Origin of the sequence: Tenacibaculum caenipelagi (assembly GCF_004363005.1) — a bacterium.
Lineage (GTDB): Bacteria > Bacteroidota > Bacteroidia > Flavobacteriales > Flavobacteriaceae > Polaribacter > Polaribacter caenipelagi.
In genome coordinates, this window is record NZ_SNYH01000007.1 from 181351 (window position 1) to 197361 (window position 16011).

Genomic DNA, 16011 nt, shown 5'->3' on the forward strand with positions numbered 1-16011 from the left:
CTCTTAAAGTTACTAAAAATAAAACCACTTACTGTATTACCTAAAAATATTATTTATAAACATTTTTTTTATTTCAAGCAATTAAACAATATCTAAATGAAAATATTCATTTATAATTAATGAATAAAACCATATTTTGGTCTACATTTCTAAGGCTTTCTTAGGATTGTTATCCATTAATAATTCTACAGGATTTTCTAATGCTTCTTTAACAGCTACTAAGAATCCAACAGACTCACGACCATCAATAATTCTGTGATCGTACGATAATGCTACATACATAATTGGTTGAATTACCACTTCACCATTTACCGCCATTGGACGATTAACAATGTTATGCATTCCTAAAATTCCACTTTGTGGAGGGTTGATAATAGGAGTAGACAACATAGAACCGAATACACCACCGTTAGTGATAGTAAACGTACCTCCTGTCATTTCATCAACAGTAATTTGTCCGTCACGAGCACGTAATGCTAAACGCTTTACCTCACTTTCAACTCCTCTAAATGTTAAATTTTCAGCATTTCTAATAACAGGAACCATTAATCCTTTAGGACCTGATACTGCAATAGAAATATCTTGAAAATCGTGACTTACTTTGTAATCTCCATCAATCATAGAGTTTACATCTGGATACATTTTTAAAGCTCTTACCACTGCTAAAGTAAAGAATGACATAAATCCTAAACCTACACCGTGTTTTGCTTTAAACTCATCTTTATACTCGTTACGTAAGTCAAAAATTGGCTGCATGTTCACTTCGTTAAATGTAGTTAACATCGCTGTTTCGTTCTTTACAGAAACTAAACGCTGTGCCACTTTACGACGTAACATAGATAATTTCTTACGCTCACTACTACGAGATCCAGTACCTGGTGTTCCCATAGAAGGAACAGCTTTAACAGCATCTTCTTTAGTTACACGACCGTCTTTACCAGTTCCTTTAACGTCAGCTGCACTCATTCCTTTTTCAGCTAATACTTTCTTAGCTGCTGGAGATGCTGTACCTGTTGCATAAGTTTCTTTTGCTGGTTCAGCTTTTGGTGCCTCTTTTTTCTCTTCAGCTTTTGGCGCCTCAGTTTTTGGTGCTCCAGCTCCTTCAGGTTTCGCAGCACTCATATCAATATGACAAACTACTGCTCCTACTGCTACTGCATCACCTTCTTCAGCTTTTAAAGTGATTATTCCGCTTTCTTCCGCAGGTAATTCTAACGTTGCTTTGTCAGAATCTACTTCGGCAATTGGTTGATCTTTCTCAACGTAATCACCATCTTCAACTAACCAAGTTGCGATTTCTACTTCTGTAATTGATTCCCCCGGAGAAGGAACTTTCATTTCTAAAACCATCAGTTCTAAATTTTATATATCTGAATTATTTTATTTCTTTTATTTGGGCGTTCCCCTATCGGGTCGGGCTTTACGCGCTACATGGTAGCTTGCTTCAATCCCTAACGCATTTATTTTGTTTTTAATCAAAAACCTTATCAATAATAGCTTGATGACGTCTTTTAAAACGTGCACTTGAACCTGCTGCTGGTGCCGAACGATACTCTTCCGAAGCACATTCTAACCTAGCTAATTCAAAACGCTCTAACATATAACTCCAAGCTCCCATGTTTTTAGGTTCTTCTTGTGCCCAAACATAACGTTCTACATTTGGATACTTGTCCATTACTTCTTTAATTTTATCATTGTGTAATGGGAACAATTGCTCTATACGAACTAAAGCTACGTCTTCTCTACCTAATTTTTCACGTTCTTCTAACAAGTCGTAATAAAACTTACCTGTACAGAATACCATCTTCTTCACTTTTGAAGTATCGATAGTATCATCTATTACTTCTTGGAAAGTACCATTTGCTAAATCTTCTATAGAATTAACAGCTCTTGGTAAACGTAATAAACTTTTTGGAGTGAAAACAACTAAAGGCTTTCTGAAATCACGTTTCATTTGGCGACGCAAAATATGATACATATTTGCTGGCGTAGAACAGTTTGCTATTGTCCAGTTATCGGTTGACGATGATTGTAAGAAACGTTCTATTCTTCCTGACGAGTGTTCTGGTCCTTGACCTTCATACCCATGAGGCAATAACATTACCAATCCATTTTGCAACTTCCATTTATCTTCTGCTGAAGAAATATATTGATCAAACATGATTTGTGCTCCGTTAGCAAAATCACCAAACTGAGCCTCCCAAATCGTTAAAGTATTTGGGGCAGCCATTGCGTATCCATAGTCAAACCCTAACACCCCATATTCTGATAAATGAGAATTGTAAATTGTCATCTCTCCTTTATTCTTAGGATTAGTGTTTAACAAGTTTACACGCTCTAAAGTTTCTTCATCACGCATAATTGCATGACGGTGAGAAAAAGTACCTCTTTCTACATCCTCTCCTGAAATACGCACATCAAATCCTTCTTCTAATAAGGTACCATATGCTAAATTCTCAGCTGTACCCCAATCTAGCAAGTTATCTTCAAAAACCATTTTTTCACGTCCTTTCAAGATACGCTCAGCTTTACGAACAAACTTATGTCCCTCTGGAGTTTTTGATATTACTCTTGCTATGTCTTTTAAACTATCTACAAGGTAAGTTGTATCTATAGGCTGCAACATGTCTTCCAACTGCTTAAGCACAAACCCTTTCCATACATTAGGCATAAATTCTTGAATTTTTGCTGTTTCTCTCTTTTTAGATTCAGCAAACTCAACTTCTAAATGCGTTTTAAATTCCTCTGTAATTTCTTTTAAATAGTCAGCTGTTATACTTCCTTCTGCTATTAATTTATTAGCATAAATTTCTCGAGCATTTTTATGCTTAGAAATTACTTTGTATAACTTAGGTTGTGTAAAACGAGGTTCATCACCTTCGTTATGTCCATATTTACGATACCCTAATAGGTCAATAAAAATATCTTTATTGAATTTCATACGATATTCAACAGCCATTTCCATTGCATGACAAACAGCTTCTGCATCATCTGCATTTACATGCAATACTGGAGATAAGGTTACTTTAGCCACATCTGTACAATAAGTACTTGAACGCGCATCTAGGTAGTTCGTAGTAAATCCTACTTGGTTATTCACCACAACATGAATAGTACCTCCTGTTTTGTATCCATTTAATTGTGCCATTTGCACAACTTCATATACAATTCCTTGACCTGCAATTGCAGCATCACCATGCACTAAAATTGGAAGGATTTTATTTCCATTCCCATTGTAGTCTTTATCAATTTTGGCTCTAACAATACCTTCAGCAACAGCATCAACAGTTTCTAAGTGAGATGGATTGGGAACTAGATTCATTTTCATCTTTTGTCCACCCTGATATTCTTTGCTTAAAGTTAACCCTAAGTGATATTTTACATCACCGTCGATATCTTGATCTTCAAAATCTTTTCCTTCAAACTCGCTAAATAAATCACGAACTGGTTTTTTAAAGATGTTTACCAAAGTATTTAAACGCCCACGGTGTGCCATTCCTAACACACACTCTTCTACTCCATATAATTCAGCGGCATCTCTAAGCGCTACACTTATCCCAGGTATTAAGGTTTCCCCTCCTTCTACAGAAAATCGCTTTTGCCCTACATACTTAGTTTGTAAGAAACTTTCAAAAGTTGAAGCTTGATTTAATTTGGTAAGAATGTATTTTTTAGCTTCAACATCATAATTAGAATGATTTGCGTTTTTGTTTAAACGTTCATTCCACCATTTTAACTCTTCTGGATTTCTTAGGTACATATACTCAACCCCAATACTTTCACAGAAAACAGCTTTTAAATATTCTATTATTTCTGCTAAAGATTTAGGACCAATACCCAAAACTTCACCTGCACTAAAAACTGTAGATAAATCCGATTGATTTAACCCAAAGTTCTCAATATCTAATGTGGGGGTATATGTTCTTCTATTACGAACCGGGTTTGTTTTTGTAAACAAATGGCCTCGTGTACGGTAACCGTTGATTAAATCGATTACTAAAAATTCTTTACGTACTTCTTCAGGGACTTCTACTGAGACTTCTTCATCTGTTAATGAATAATTCTCATTAGCCAAATCATATCCTTGAAAAAAACTTCTCCAACTTGGTTCTATCGCATCAGGATTTTTCTGATATTGTTCGTACAAATCACCTATAAAACCTGTATGTGCTGCGTTTAAGAACGAAAATTTGTCCATATATTTTGTTATACTTTTCTATCTATAAGAATAATGGTGACAAAAGTACAACTTTTAACAAAAAAAGCACTTCTTTTTAGTCTAATTTTAAACTCTTTAACGAGTCTTTTCTTTTTGTTAAATTTCAGTTAACACCCTCTCTTTTTAAAAGAATAAACCCCTGTAATCCAGAAATTAAAAAAAATACCTGTACTTTTTATTAAAAATAATTTGCAGATATAAAAAAAGCACTTAAATTTGCACTCGCATTTTAAGACAAGCATGTTTTAAATTCCTCCTTAGCTCAGTTGGTTAGAGCATCTGACTGTTAATCAGAGGGTCCTTGGTTCGAGCCCAAGAGGAGGAGCAAAGGCAACGTAGAAGCCGATAATTTCTACAATATACATATATTGTTCTACAAGAACATTCCTCAATAGCTCAGTTGGTTAGAGCATCTGACTGTTAATCAGAGGGTCCCTGGTTCGAGTCCAGGTTGAGGAGCAAAAAAGACTTACAATATTGTAAGTCTTTTTTTATTTTTACATTATGCAATTTCCTAAAAAACTACAACAAAAACTCATACAACGAGTAGCCCAAAGCTCTTTAAGAAGTCTTGGTAGAGAAAATTCATGTATCGATTTTTCTTCGAACGATTATTTAGGATTTGCAAAATCTGAAAGTATTTTTAATAAGACACATCAGTATTTAGTTGCTTGTAATATCAAAGTCAATGGAGCAACAGGATCTCGCCTACTTTCAGGAAATCATAAACTTTATACCGAAATTGAAAAGCAAATAGCAAAACATCATAATTCTGAAACTGCGTTAATTTTCAATTCTGGCTACGACGCTAACATTGGTTTTTTTGCTTCTGTACCTCAACGTACTGATATCATTTTATATGATGAGTTTATTCATGCATCCATCCGAGATGGTATACAATTATCCAATGCTAAATCGTTTAAATTTAAGCATAACGATTTAATTCATCTTGATGAGCTATTAAAACGAGTTCAGCAAGAAAACTCAGATATTTATGTAGTGACCGAATCTGTTTTTTCAATGGATGGAGACTCCCCTGATTTAGTAACAATGTCACAAATAGTTAATAAACTCACCAATGTGCATTTAGTAGTGGATGAAGCACATGCTTTGGGAGTTTTTAATTTCGGATTGATTCAAAAACTACAATTAGAAAATGATGTTTTCGCTCGAATTGTCACTTTTGGAAAAGGTTTAGGTTGTCATGGCGCAGCTATTTTAGGAAGCGAACAACTACAACAGTACCTTGTTAATTTTGCGCGAAGTTTCATTTACACAACGGGGTTATCACCTCACGCATTAGCTACTATAAAAATTGCTTACGACGAATTATCTATCAGTGATTCTAAAGAAAAACTACAACAAAACATTCAATACTTTATTTCTGAATCAAAAAGATTACAATTAAACTTTATTAAGAGTAATTCTGCTATTCATTGTTGTATCATTTCTGGGAATGAACGTGTAAAGAACATCGCTTTACAGCTACAAGAAAGTGGATTTGATGTAAAACCTATTCTATCACCTACTGTTCCTCAAAACCAAGAACGCTTACGTTTTTGCTTACACTCTTACAATTCTAAAGAAGAAATCACGAATGTTTTAGAGAACCTTGCTACTTTTGTTTAAAAAATAAAATGCAAGATCGTTATACCATTTTAGCAGTATTCGAATATTCTACTGAAGCACAAGTCGTAAAAGCTAAATTAGAATCAGAAGGGGTTAAAACCATGCTAATGGATGAAAAAACAATAGACTCTGATCCGCTAATTAGCCAAGCTATTGGTGGCGTAAAACTACTTGTACACAACAACGATTTAGAAAACGCTGCTACTATTTATAACGAAATACGAAATTACACAAAGGATGAAAACGGAAACAATATTCATTGTCCTAAGTGTGATTCAACAAAAATATTAGTTGCCGATTTACAACGTAAAAATATCTTTTTTATGCTTTTTCCTTTTTTTGAAAGTAGGAAATTAATCTGCAACGATTGTAAAACAATTTTTAAATGACAAAATATTTTATCACAGGAATATCAACAGAAGTAGGTAAAACGGTTGCTTCTGCCATCATAACTGAAGCCTTACAAGCTGATTACTGGAAACCTATCCAATCGGGCGATTTAGAATATTCCGACACCCATAAAGTTGAAAAACTCATTTCAAATTCAAAAACTGTTTTTCATCCAAACTCATATGCTTTGCAAACACCTATGAGTCCACATGCTTCAGCAGAAATTGATGGAATTACTATTGAGATTGATAAGATTAAAGAACCAACAACAAAAAATCATTTAGTAATCGAAGGTGCTGGCGGACTACTCGTACCTTTAAATGATAAAGATACCTTACTCGATGTCATCAAAACTGATTATAAAGTTATTGTGGTTTCTCGCCATTATTTAGGAAGCATCAATCATACCTTATTAACAGTTAACTTACTAAAAGAAAAAGGGTTTGACGTTTCGTTAATTTTTTCTGGAAATGAACACAAAACAACGGAAGACATTATCAAAAAAATGACTGGTGTTCCTGTAATTGGCCGTATTGAAGAAGAACCTTATTTCGACAAAAATGTAATTAAAGAATACGCAGAGTTATTTAAAGACAACTTATAAATGAAAACCATTACCGCAAAACATCTTTGGTCTTTTCCTTTACTTTTTGGTTTTTTAGGAGCTATCATAGGTTTAGTTTTGCGCTACGCTTTTACAGGAAGTATTACCAACTTCCCCTTTAAGTTTGTACTCCACTCACATTCGCATGTAATGTTGTTGGGGTTCCTTTTTAATGCTCTAATTGTTTTACTCTTTACAAGATTTACCAACGGAATAGACCAAACCTCCTACCTTCTTTATATTGCTCTACAAATTTGTGTAGCTATTTTATTGGTAGGCTTTATTCTTCAAGGGTATACCTTCGTCACTATTCTGTTCTCTACCATACACTTATGGATTAGTTATTGGCTAGTTGTTAGATTATGGAGGCATTTGGTAGGTGAAAAAACTACTATAGTATTAATTAAATCAGGAATTGTTTTTCATTTTATATCTTCAATAGGTCCCTATGCTTTAGGGCCTTTAATGACTTTGAAAATGCAAGCTTCTCCTTGGTATCAACAAGCTATTTTTTTCTACTTACATTTTCAATATTTCGGATCGTTTTTCCTTTGGATGCTTGCCATACTCTTTCAAAAAACAACAATTAGACTCTCAAAAAAACAAATTATCTTAATTGTTACTTCTCTTATATTATTGTATGCTCATTCATTAAAATACAGTTTTAATCATTCAGCTATTCAAATTGCAGGAAGTATTGGTGCAGGAATTTTAATCATAGCGCTTTTCAAACTTAAAAATTCATTTTTACATCAAAAGCTTCAATATCAACTACTTTTCGGAATTTTACTATTCATAGGAATTTTGAATGGTCTTGGTAGTATCCCTTACTTTTCTAATTTGGTAGTATCTAACAGATTTATGCTAATTGCCTGGTTACATTTACTTTTTTTAGGAATGTATGTACCTTTTATTTGGATAGAATTAAACCAAAGAATCTCAAAAAAAACATGGATTGGTTATGCTTTTTTTGTTCTCTCTTCTGAACTCATTTTAGTATTTCCTTCATTTTTTTCTGAGTTGTTTTCAATAGCCATTATGTGGTTATTGTTTCTTGCTTATTTTGGGATAGTTTTATGTATTTCTATCGTACATTTGACTACTCTTTTTCAAAAGAATTAAACATTATGAATTTACAAGAACGTGATAAAAAACATTTGTGGCACCCACTAAAACAACATCAAACACACCCAAATAGTTTAGGTATTGTAAAAGCTAAAGGTTGCATATTAACCGACGAAAATGGCTATGAATATATCGATGCTATTTCTTCTTGGTACACTTGTATGTTTGGACACTGTAATGACTATATTACCAATAAGGTTTCCAAACAAATGCAAACTTTAGATCAAATAATGTTTAGCGATTTTACGCATGAACCAGCAGTAAAATTATCGGAAGAGTTGATTAAAATTCTTCCTAAAAACCAAAACAGAATCTTTTTTAACGATAATGGTTCTACTGCTGTAGAAGCTGGTATTAAAATGGCTTTACAATACTATTTTAATAAAGGAGAAAAGCGTACAACCTTTATTGCTTTTGAAGATGGTTTTCATGGTGATACCTTTGGAGCTATGTCAGTTTCTGGATTATCTGTGTATAATGGTCCGTTTGAAGAATTTTTAATGGATATTCAACGTATTCCTGTTCCGAATGGAGAAAACAATGACCTTATAGCGCAACAATTACAACAAATCATAACTGAAAATGACGTTGCAGGATTCATTTATGAGCCCTTAGTACAAGGAGCAGCTGGAATGAAAATTCACAAAGCAGAAGATTTAAATAAAATCCTAGCAATTTGTAAAAAGAACGATATCTTAACTATTGCCGATGAAGTAATGACGGGGTTTGGAAAAACAGGTAACAATTTTGCTTCTGATGAAATAGCTACAAAACCTGATATCATGTGTTTGAGTAAAGCCTTAACAGCTGGTTTAGTTCCTATGTCGATTACATCATGTACTGAAGAAATTTATACTGCCTTTTTAGATAATGATATTGCTAAAGGCTTTTTTCACTGTCATACCTATTCTGCAAACCCGATAGCATGTAGTGCTGCATTGGCTAGCATAGAGTTATTACAAACTCAAGAAATTCAGGATAATATTCAGTTTATTGAAAAGAATAATAAATCATTTGCTAAAAAGATAAAAAATCACTCAAAAGTAAACTCAACAAGATATAAAGGTGTCATATTAGCTATCGATTTAAACACCAATTCTGGTCGTTATGGAACGCTACGTGATCAACTTTTAAAGTCTTTTATGGATGAGGGTGTTTTCTTACGTCCGTTAGGAAATACTATTTACATTCAACCACCTTATGTAATTACCCAAAAGCAACTTGACAAAATATATATGACTATTGAAAAAGTTCTAGATACCCTCTAGAACTTTTTCTTTTTCTAATAAGTTAATTTCTTCTTGAGTCTTTTTAATTCGAACATACAAATCTTCGTAAATCCACTCTCCATCTAGTTTAATTCCTCTAACAATTAAAACTCCTTCTCCTTTATCACCTCTTATTGGTATTGAAAAATCAACATTTCCATCATCATTTTTAAGAGAAATATTTCCTGATGGGATTCCGTATTTTTCAATTGGCTCTCCTAAGTTTTTAATTACTATTTCATTTTTAGATGCCTGTTCTATAGCATACTCTACAGGAGTAGAATTGTTTATCATTGTTGATACCCCAAAAAAAGCCGCACCAATACCTAGAACAATCAATAAAATAAACCCTAAACACCCTGTTAATGGTATAAACCACAACCAATTTCTTCCAAACCAACTTTTTTGACCTTGCTCACTCATAACTTAAAATTTTCCCACCAAGATAAATATTTTTATTTTCTTTAGAATCCCTGTTTTTACCTTTATTTTTGCAGAAATTTTATAGTGTTGAAAGAACTTATCTCAATAACATCTTTTGCATCAGTTTCTGCCTTAGGAAGTACTTCCGAAGAAATATGGAAGAACTACTTGAACGACCAGCATTTTTTAACTTTAAAAGAATTTGAACGTTTTAAAGCTTGGGTTGCGCAATTAACTAAAGAAGATAAACATGCTATTGAAGAGGTTCAAAACTCAGATAACAAGTATAAAAATTTAGATCCTTCTGTTTTATATACACTATTTGTGGCTAGAAAAGCAATGGAACAAACCGATTGGAAAGCCTCAGACAACTTTGGAATCAATATAGGTTCTTCTCGCGGTGCTACTTCTTTGTTTGAAAAATACCATAAAGAATTTTTAAAAACGGGAAAATCATCAACCTTAAGTTCTCCAACCACAACCTTAGGGAATATTTCCTCTTGGATAGCACACGATTTACAAACTAACGGACCAGAAATTTCACATTCTATTACTTGTTCAACCGGACTACATTCTCTGTTAAACGGAGTTGCCTGGTTACAATCTGGAATGTCTGAAAAATTTATGGTTGGTGCCAGTGAAGCTTCATTAACAGATTTTACCATTGCTCAAATGCAAGCTTTAAAAGTATATTCTAAAGAAAAAAGTGGATATCCATGCAAAGCTTTCGACATGAACAAGCCCAAAAACACTATGGTTTTAGGAGAAGCTACTTCTGTTTTTTGCTTGGAAAAAGGAGCTAAAGAAAATGCTTTAGCTTTTATTGAAGGTATAGGTTATGCTACAGAAGTTTTAAAACATAACACCTCTGTATCAACTGATGCTGAATGCTTTCAAAAATCGATGAAAATGGCTCTAGGTACTATTTCTACTGATGAAATTGATGCAATCGTAATGCATGCACCAGGGACCATCAAAGGGGATCAGTCAGAAATTAACGCGATTCAAAAAGTATTTTGTAACAAAACACCTTTTTTAACTACCAATAAGTGGAAACTTGGGCATACTTTCGGCGCTTCTGGCTTATTAAGTTTAGAATTAGCTGTATTAATGTTACAACATCAACAAGTTATTGAAGTTCCATTTGCGCAACCTCAAAAACGTCCTAAGAAATTATCAAAAATATTGGTAAATGCTGTCGGTTTTGGAGGGAATGCTGTTTCTGTTTTGTTAACCAAATAAAAATTGCCGCTTTCGAGCAATTTATATACTTTTAGTAGCTCATTTAAATAATTGCTTTATGATGGAATGGTTTTCTGAATTGACCTCTTTTCAACAAGTTTATTGGGGAATAGCAGGTATATTTACACTAATTTTCGTGTTTGTACTTATTAGTAGCTTTGTAGGCGCTGATACAGGTGACATAGGCGATATCGATACTGAAATAGATGCCGATACAGGTGCAGGATTTCAGTTTTTCACCTTTAAAAATATGGTTGCCTTTTTTACCATTTTTGGTTGGAGTGGAATTGCTAGCATGGACGCTGGGTACTCGACCACCACTACACTTTTCATTTCTGTTCTCTGTGGATTAATAATGATGACTATCATGGCTACCTTGTTCTACTACATTAGTAAATTGACAGATAGCGGTACCTTACAAATGAAAAATGCACTAAATCAAATTGGTGAAGTATACCTGACTATTGGTGCTAATCGCTCTAAAATGGGTAAAGTACATATTAAAGTACAAAACTCACTTCGTGAACTAGATGCCTTGACAGATAACGACACTGACTTAACTCAAGGAATGATTATTAAAGTAACTGAAGTTACCTCAAACGGAATATTAATTGTTAAATCTCAGAAATAAAAATTGACTATGTTAAAATTTACATTATTACAAATTGATGGTTTTGGATTTGCAGGTCCTATTGGACTTGTAATTGCCATTCTATTTATTTTCATTTTACTCGTTGCCTTAATAAAACGATATAAAAGGTGTCCTTCTGACAGAATTTTAGTTGTATATGGTAAAGTTGGTGGCGGACAATCTGCTAAATGTATTCATGGAGGTGCTGCCTTTATTTTTCCTGTAATTCAAGACTATGAATTTTTAGACTTAACACCTATTTCCATAGAAGTAAACCTAGTAAATGCTCTTTCTAAACAAAACATTCGTGTAAATGTTCCTTCTCGCTTTACCATCGGGGTTTCTACTGAGCCAGGAGTAATGCAAAACGCTGCTGAACGTTTACTTGGCCTAGCAATGAACGACATTCAAGAATTAGCCAAAGAAATCATTTTTGGTCAATTACGTTTAGTGGTTGCTTCAATGGATATCGAAGAAATTAACTCTGATAGAGATAAGTTTTTAACCAACATATCACAAAGTGTAGAATCTGAATTAAAAAAGGTTGGTTTAAAATTAATCAACGTAAACATTACTGATATTGTTGACGAATCAGGATATATCGAAGCATTAGGTAAAGAAGCTGCTGCACATGCAATCAATGCCGCTCGTAAATCTGTTGCTGAAAAAAACAGAGATGGTTCTATTGGTGAAGCAAATGCAGTACAAGATGAGAGAACACAAGTTGCTGCTGCTAACGCACAAGCGGTAGATGGTGAAAACACCGCAAAAATTGCAGTTGCAAACTCTGACTCATTACGTCGCCAAAGAGAGGCAGAGGCTGAAAGGGTAGCTATTGCTTCTGAAAAAGTACAATCAGCTAAAGCCTTAGAAGAATCATATGCTGCTGAAAAAGAAGCCGAAGTTGCCAGAGCAGAGAGAGAACGTTCTTCTCAATTAGCCGATATTATTGTACCTGCTGAAATTGACAAACGAAAGGTTGAAATTGATGCAGAAGCAGAAGCAGAAAGAATTCGTAGAAAAGCAAAAGGAGAGGCAGATGCTATTTTATTCAAGGCACAAGCAGAAGCACAAGGATTATACGAGGTATTAACCAAACAAGCAGCAGGTTTAGATCAAATAGTAAAAGCTGCTGGTAACGATTCACAAAACGCAGCCTTATTATTAATTGCCGACAAATTACCAGAATTAGTAAAGTTACAGTCAGAAGCTATTAAAAATATTAAGATTGATAAAGTTACTGTTTGGGAAAATGGTGGAGGAAAAGATGGAAAAACCTCAACTTCTAACTTTATTTCAGGCATGTATAATGCGGTACCACCGCTGCAAGAAATGTTTAATATGGCAGGTATGCAATTACCCGATTATTTGAAAGGAAAAGAGCTCACTAACAACGACACAAATGTTATTGACGAAGGCAATTCTCCTTCCATATAAAAATAAGATTCATAAAATTCCGCTTTCGAAGCGGAATTTTTTATTTTTACCACCACAAACAACTCGAATTTATGACTGAAATTAGACACGATTGGACGAAAGAGGAAATTCTAGAAGTATACAATAAGCCTTTAATGGAGCTTTTGTACGAAGCTTCAACTATGCATAGAAAATATCACGATCCAAATACTGTACAAGTAAGCACATTAATTTCAATAAAAACTGGTGGGTGTTCTGAAGATTGCGGATACTGCCCGCAAGCAGCGCGTTACCATACTAATATTGAAGGAAACGATTTGATGACAGTTAACCAAGTAAAAGCACAAGCTTTACGTGCTAAAGAAGGTGGTTCATCAAGAGTTTGTATGGGTGCTTCTTGGAGAAACGTAAAAGACGGACCAGAATTTGACCAAGTGTTAGATATGGTACGTACTATTAATAAATTGGATATGGAAGTTTGCTGTACCTTAGGAATGGTGACTGAAAATCAAGCAAAACGTTTGGCAGAAGCTGGTTTATATGCTTATAACCACAACATTGATACTTCAGAAGATTATTACGATGATGTAATTTCTACTCGTGCCTTTAAAGATAGAATTGATACTATTGAAAATGTACGTAAAACGAACGTAACAGTTTGTTCTGGAGGAATTATAGGTATGGGAGAATCATTAGAAGACCGAGCAGGAATGTTAGAAACCTTAACACGTTTTTCTCCACATCCAGAATCTGTGCCAATCAATGCTTTAGTTGCAGTTGAAGGAACTCCTTTAGAAGAGCAGCCTCCTGTAAATATCTTTGAAATGGTTCGTATGGTTGCAACTGCTCGTATTGTGTTGCCAGATTCGCAAGTACGTTTATCAGCAGGAAGAACTCAAATGAGTAGAGAAGGACAAGCTATGTGTTTCTTTGCTGGGGCAAATTCTATTTTTGCAGGAGATAAATTATTAACAACTCCGAATCCAGATATTAATGAAGATATGAAAATGTTTGAAGATTTAGGATTGAACACACAAAAGCCTTTCTTTAAACATGAGCAAAGAGAATCAGTAGAAGCTGAAAATTCTCAATACGAAGCCTTAGGTGAAAAACCAAAATGGACAAGACCAGATCATAAGATTGAACGCAACGAACAAAAAAAGCAAGAAGCTTTAGCGTTAAGAAAACAATAATTTAAAAAATTAAAAAGCGATGTTTAAAACATCGCTTTTTTTATTAGAAGTCAAACCCTATGTAAAATTGCCAGACTCTATTTTTGGGTTTGTCTTCATCATAAATATCATTTAATCCCAAATGATACCTTACTCCTAAACTTACTCCACTATTGGTTTTAAAACCTCCTCCAAAATTTACTCCCCAATCAAAATTATTTGGGTTAAACTCTTGTGATGTATTATAAAGAGCAAAACCACTATCAAAAGTTTCTTTATGAGATATAGAAAGTCCTATTTGAGGTCCTACTTCTAAAAAGAAATTTTCTGAAGGATATAATTTCAACATTAAAGGAAGATTGATATAATCTAACTCTTGCTTATATGTACCACTACCATCAATAATTTTATACCCTTGTTGCGAATACAATAATTCTAACTGAAGTGAAGCACTTTTACCTATAAAAGATTCTCCATAAAAACCTATATGAAAACCATGCAATTGTTCTGTTTCTGAATTTCCATCAAAACTAACTGCGGATAAATTGTACCCTCCTTTAATACCTGCCTTAGATTTCTTACTACTATCTTGTGCATATATAGATGCTCCCATCATTACTATAAATAATAGTACTAATTGAATATTTTTCATTTTTATCTATTTTAATTTTATAACTCCGTCTTGTTCTAATAAAAACTTTAGGCTACTGCAGAGAGTAGCCATAAAGCTCCAAATCAACTAACTTAAGAGGTGTTTAGTTTTTATATCTTTTTAAATGTGAGTGTTACTGATGCATCTGTTTTACTCTGTAATGTAACCATAGTACTGGTATAAGTAGTTACTATCCAATCGTTACTTAGAGCACTTAGCGCTGTATTGCTTGCAAAAGAAATATTTAAAAACACTTTAATATCAGAACTCACACTATAAGTTCCTTCAATATTTTCTAAAGTGGTATTAACTGTATTTCTAGCTACTAGTTTTAAATCATTCGTAAATTCTATCGTATAATCTGCATACTCATTAGCTTTATTTATACCAGCTTCGATAAAACTTTCTACTTTAAATTTAGACTTACTAATAATAGCTTCTACCTCATCTGCTGTTTCTTCTGCAGTCTCTTCTTCTTCTTCATAAGAAGTACATTCTTCAATTGAATCTTGAAACTCAGCATCACTATTCACTTGTACAGTAGTTCCATCACTTAATGTTACAGTAATAGGATATTTAACAGAAAAATATTCATCTGAATTTAAATCGGTCATAAAATTGTACAGTTGCTCTTCAGATTGTACAACTACTGTCCCTGTTTGCTCTATATTAACATCATATGTTAACATGGTAATTGGAAAACTAATATTTACACATGAAATCGCTTCTTCCATTGCATTAGAGGCTTCTTCACATTGTGTTTTAAGTTCATTAAAATCGGCTTCTGAAGCTACAGTTAATTCTGTATAGTTACTTAACTTAACTCTAATTGGAAAATTAAAAATAACAGTATCATCATCATCGTTAAACTCTCCCATTATTTCTAACACCTTTTCATAATCTAGGCTACTTATTAAGGTGATTTCCTGACCATTTATAGTAGCTGTTAGTGGGAATAGTAATTCTGTACATGAATTGTTATCTAAAAAATCATCTTCAGAACCATCATTCATTGCAGTTCTTTCATAATTTTCGGCTGTTTGCGATGTTGAAGAATTTGCATTGGGGTTAGTACCTACTTGTTCATTTTCTTCTGATTGACATGATGTAAAAATTGTCAAAGTAGTTAATGCTATTATGGCTAATATTTTCATCGTTTTCATCTTAATAAATTTTAATTTTTTAAACATTTGTTTTCTGAGCTCTTTCTGTCCTTTAGAAAACTATAAAACATTTTACC

14 protein-coding genes and 2 tRNA genes are annotated in these 16011 nt (G+C 33.6%); 11 read left to right on the plus strand and 5 right to left on the minus strand.

Going from position 1 to position 16011, the window contains the following annotated elements; genetic code table 11:
- Window positions 1-141 precede the first annotated feature (141 nt).
- Window positions 142-1350, minus strand: a complete 1209-nt coding sequence (odhB, locus tag DFQ07_RS15110) for a 2-oxoglutarate dehydrogenase complex dihydrolipoyllysine-residue succinyltransferase (protein WP_208107709.1) — start codon at window positions 1348-1350, stop codon at window positions 142-144.
- 121 nt (window positions 1351-1471) lie between these two features.
- Window positions 1472-4198, minus strand: coding sequence for a 2-oxoglutarate dehydrogenase E1 component (locus DFQ07_RS15115; protein WP_133538090.1), 2727 nt, complete (start codon window positions 4196-4198; stop codon window positions 1472-1474).
- A gap of 272 nt (window positions 4199-4470) precedes the next feature.
- Between DFQ07_RS15115 and DFQ07_RS15120 the strand changes: the two genes are divergently transcribed.
- The 7 genes from DFQ07_RS15120 to bioA all read left to right on the plus strand — a co-directional run bounded on the left by DFQ07_RS15120 (window position 4471) and on the right by bioA (window position 9235).
- Window positions 4471-4544 (plus strand) — tRNA-Asn (locus DFQ07_RS15120).
- A gap of 60 nt (window positions 4545-4604) precedes the next feature.
- Window positions 4605-4678: transfer RNA gene (locus DFQ07_RS15125), tRNA-Asn, on the plus strand.
- Between the two features lie 45 nt (window positions 4679-4723).
- Window positions 4724-5848, plus strand: coding sequence for an aminotransferase class I/II-fold pyridoxal phosphate-dependent enzyme (locus DFQ07_RS15130; protein ID WP_133538091.1), 1125 nt, complete (start codon window positions 4724-4726; stop codon window positions 5846-5848).
- An 8-nt stretch (window positions 5849-5856) separates the two neighbouring features.
- Window positions 5857-6237, plus strand: coding sequence for a putative signal transducing protein (locus DFQ07_RS15135; protein WP_133538092.1), 381 nt, complete (start codon window positions 5857-5859; stop codon window positions 6235-6237).
- Window positions 6234-6842, plus strand: coding sequence for a dethiobiotin synthase (bioD, locus tag DFQ07_RS15140; RefSeq protein ID WP_133538093.1), 609 nt, complete (start codon window positions 6234-6236; stop codon window positions 6840-6842). Before DFQ07_RS15135 ends, bioD begins: the two co-directional genes overlap by 4 nt.
- Entirely contained in the window at window positions 6843-7964 is a 1122-nt protein-coding gene (locus DFQ07_RS15145) for a hypothetical protein (RefSeq protein WP_133538094.1), read from the plus strand.
- Between the two features lie 5 nt (window positions 7965-7969).
- Window positions 7970-9235, plus strand: a complete 1266-nt coding sequence (gene bioA, locus DFQ07_RS15150; RefSeq protein WP_133538095.1) for an adenosylmethionine--8-amino-7-oxononanoate transaminase — start codon at window positions 7970-7972, stop codon at window positions 9233-9235.
- Here bioA and DFQ07_RS15155 read toward each other — a convergent pair.
- Window positions 9221-9658, minus strand: a complete 438-nt coding sequence (locus DFQ07_RS15155) for a cytochrome c oxidase assembly factor Coa1 family protein (RefSeq protein WP_133538096.1) — start codon at window positions 9656-9658, stop codon at window positions 9221-9223. The genes bioA and DFQ07_RS15155 overlap by 15 nt on opposite strands.
- A gap of 87 nt (window positions 9659-9745) precedes the next feature.
- Between DFQ07_RS15155 and DFQ07_RS15160 the strand changes: the two genes are divergently transcribed.
- The 4 genes from DFQ07_RS15160 to bioB all read left to right on the plus strand — a co-directional run bounded on the left by DFQ07_RS15160 (window position 9746) and on the right by bioB (window position 14140).
- Entirely contained in the window at window positions 9746-10900 is a 1155-nt protein-coding gene (locus DFQ07_RS15160; protein ID WP_133538097.1) for a beta-ketoacyl synthase N-terminal-like domain-containing protein, read from the plus strand.
- A 58-nt stretch (window positions 10901-10958) separates the two neighbouring features.
- Entirely contained in the window at window positions 10959-11531 is a 573-nt protein-coding gene (locus DFQ07_RS15165; RefSeq protein ID WP_133538098.1) for a hypothetical protein, read from the plus strand.
- A gap of 9 nt (window positions 11532-11540) precedes the next feature.
- Entirely contained in the window at window positions 11541-12968 is a 1428-nt protein-coding gene (locus tag DFQ07_RS15170) for a flotillin family protein (RefSeq protein ID WP_133538099.1), read from the plus strand.
- A 71-nt stretch (window positions 12969-13039) separates the two neighbouring features.
- A complete protein-coding gene (gene bioB, locus DFQ07_RS15175) occupies window positions 13040-14140 on the plus strand; it encodes a biotin synthase BioB (protein ID WP_133538100.1) in 1101 nt (366 codons plus the stop codon).
- A 43-nt stretch (window positions 14141-14183) separates the two neighbouring features.
- On the opposite strand, the gene DFQ07_RS15180 is transcribed toward bioB, so the two are convergent.
- Window positions 14184-14771: a porin family protein gene (locus tag DFQ07_RS15180; RefSeq protein ID WP_133538101.1), complete on the minus strand. Its 588-nt coding sequence runs from the start codon at window positions 14769-14771 to the stop codon at window positions 14184-14186.
- 110 nt (window positions 14772-14881) lie between these two features.
- Complete coding sequence (locus DFQ07_RS15185; RefSeq protein WP_133538102.1) at window positions 14882-15934, minus strand: hypothetical protein; 1053 nt, start codon at window positions 15932-15934, stop codon at window positions 14882-14884.
- Window positions 15935-16011 lie beyond the last annotated feature (77 nt).